4 protein-coding genes are annotated in these 2,356 nt (G+C 75.5%); 1 reads left to right on the top strand and 3 read right to left on the bottom strand.

The window, feature by feature from the left end; genetic code table 11:
* Nucleotides 1-338: Tar ligand binding domain-containing protein (locus ACTUAL_RS24900; RefSeq protein WP_440901951.1), on the bottom strand; the 338-nt coding region annotated here is incomplete at its 3' end.
* A gap of 108 nt (nt 339-446) precedes the next feature.
* Entirely contained in the window at nt 447-923 is a 477-nt protein-coding gene (locus ACTUAL_RS24895) for a MarR family winged helix-turn-helix transcriptional regulator (RefSeq protein ID WP_096495286.1), read from the bottom strand.
* A gap of 97 nt (nt 924-1,020) precedes the next feature.
* Between ACTUAL_RS24895 and ACTUAL_RS24890 the strand changes: the two genes are divergently transcribed.
* Nucleotides 1,021-1,866, top strand: a complete 846-nt coding sequence (locus ACTUAL_RS24890) for an alpha/beta hydrolase (protein WP_440901950.1) — start codon at nt 1,021-1,023, stop codon at nt 1,864-1,866.
* A gap of 92 nt (nt 1,867-1,958) precedes the next feature.
* Here ACTUAL_RS24890 and ACTUAL_RS24885 read toward each other — a convergent pair.
* The coding region (locus ACTUAL_RS24885) for an MmyB family transcriptional regulator (RefSeq protein ID WP_440901949.1) at nt 1,959-2,356 on the bottom strand (398 nt) is incomplete at its 5' end.

Below are 2,356 nucleotides of genomic sequence, written 5' to 3'. Positions count from 1 at the left end.
CCGGCCGCGCCGAGCGCGTCGAGCTCGGTCGCGAACTCCCGCGAGGCGGTGAGGAAGGCGGCGCGCGCGGTCGAGCTGTCCGAGCCCGCGCTCGCGCCGTTGAGCGCCACGTCGAACGCGTAGGCGGTCTGCCAGCCGTTGAAGTCGGCGGAGCGGAACTTCACCTGCTGGGCGATCCGGGTGGTGTCCTGGTCGGTGTCGACGACGGCCAGCGCCCGCTCCTGGTTCGACAGCGCGACCACCCCGAGGACGATCGTGGCCACCAGCAGGGCCATCAGGACGGCCATGACGGCGACCAGGCGGGTGCCGATCGTGAGTTTGCGCAGTGTCGCGAGCATGGCTGACCTCTGACGTCGTCTGGCTGCGGTGGCGGGCGTCGTGCACCAGAGGCAGACGGCACGGACCGGGCGGACCTGAGGACGTCCGCGCGGCCTTGGTGACGGGGCCTACAGCTCCCCGAGGTCCCGGCTGATCCAGCCCGGCGTGTCGAACCGGATCGGCAGCACGCCCACCAGCGCCTCCAGCTGGGCCTCGAACCGCTCCAGCTCCGCCTCGCCCAGCTGCTCGGCCCAGCGCGCCCGCAGCTCGTCGAACACCGCCTCGCCCTGCGTCAGCACCTCGAACCCGAGCGGCGTCACCCGCAGGCGCTTGCGGCGGGCGTCGCGCGGGTCGGCCTCCCCGGTCACCCAGCCGCGCTCCTGCAGGACGGCGATCGTGCGGGCGGCCGACTGCTTGGTCACCGACAGCCGCCTGCCCAGCTCCGACGCGCTCTCCGCGCCCGCCGCGATCGCCCGCATGGCGAAGTCGTGGACCGGGCGCACGTCCTCGTAGCCGCGCCGGGCCAGTTCGGCGATCGCGGCGTCGGTGAGCGTGCGGAAACCGCCCAGCAGGGCCAGGGCCAGGTCTGCGCCGGAGCGTGGCATGGCGGGAGCGTACGGCACCGGCCTGGACAAAAGACAGTCTGGGTGTCTATCGTTGCGCCGCACTCGACAACCTGACTGTCCATTTGGGGGTTCTGCGGTGCTCACTCACCACCACGCGCAGGTCAACGGCACCGAGCTGCACTACGTCTCGGCGGGCGACGGCGGGGCGCCGATCCTGCTGGTGCACGGGTTCCCGGAGACCTGGTGGGCGTTCCACCGCCTCATCCCGCTGCTCGCCGCCCGGCGCCGGGTGTTCGCGGTCGACCTGCGCGGGTTCGGCGACTCCGCCGTCGCGGGGCCCGACTTCGACGCGGCGGTCGCGGCGGAGGACCTGCACGCGCTGATCGGGCGCCTGGGCGTCGGGCCGGTGCACGTGCTCGGGCAGGACCTGGGCGGCGGGGCGGTGTTCCGGCTGGCGGCGCGGCACCCGGAGGACGTGCTCGGGGTGATCGCGGTCGAGACCGCGCTGGCCGGGTTCGGGTTCGAGCTGCTGACCGACGTGGCGCGCGGCGGGGCCTGGCACATCGGGGCGGTGGCGGCGGAGGGGGTGCCGGAGCTGCTGCTGCGCGGGAGGGAGCGGGAGTTCCTGCGGTACGCGTTCGACGCGATGTCGGCGGCGCCGGGGGCGGTGGGCGAGGCGGACCTGGCCGAGTTCGCGCGCACCTACGCCCGCCCCGGCGGCTGGTCGGGGGCGGCCGGGCTGTACCGGGCCGCGCTGCGGGAGGGGGAGGAGCTGCGGGCGCTGGCCGAGGAGCCGGGGGTGCGGGCGCCGGTGCTCGCGGTCGGGGCCGGGACCGGCGGGTTCACGGCGGACACCCTGGCGCGGGCCGCGGGGGACGTCGTGGACGTGCGGGTGGACGGGGTCGGGCACTGGGTGGCGCTGGAGGCGCCGGAGCGGCTGGCGCAGGTGGTGCTGGGGTTCACCGGCGGCGCGGAGGGCTGAGGCTTCGACGGCGCTCGTGGCGGGGCGCCGGTCGCACGGGGGCCGGTCGCCCAGGGGACCGGTCGCCACCCCGCCACGCGCCCGCCGCCCCGCTACGCGCCCGCCGTCACCACCGGGTCGACCGCCCTCGTCGGGTCGACCGGGTCCACCGCCGCCAGCAGCCGCAGCTTCTCGTGCGTCTCGCTCCCCGGCACCGCCGTGTACACCAGCAGCAGGTGCGACTGCACCGGGTCCACCAGGGTCTGGCACTCCAGGTCCAGCCTGCCCAGCGCGGGGTGCTCGAAGCGCTTGCCGTCGTCCGGCCTCAGGCCCACCTCGTGCGCCTCCCACAGCTCCCGGAACTCCGCGCTGCGCTCCAGCAGCAGCCCCACCAGCCGCGCCGCCTTCGAGTCCGGGCCGCGCAACGTCGCCAGCTCCCGCGAACCCGCCACGTACACCCGCGACAGGTAGTGGTGGTCCTCCGGCGCGTAGAGCTCGTGCATCGCCTCGA

This window comes from Actinosynnema sp., from assembly GCF_052038725.1.
The sequence above is the reverse complement of the archived record's forward strand: the minus strand, read 5'-3'. Positions and strand labels throughout refer to the sequence as shown.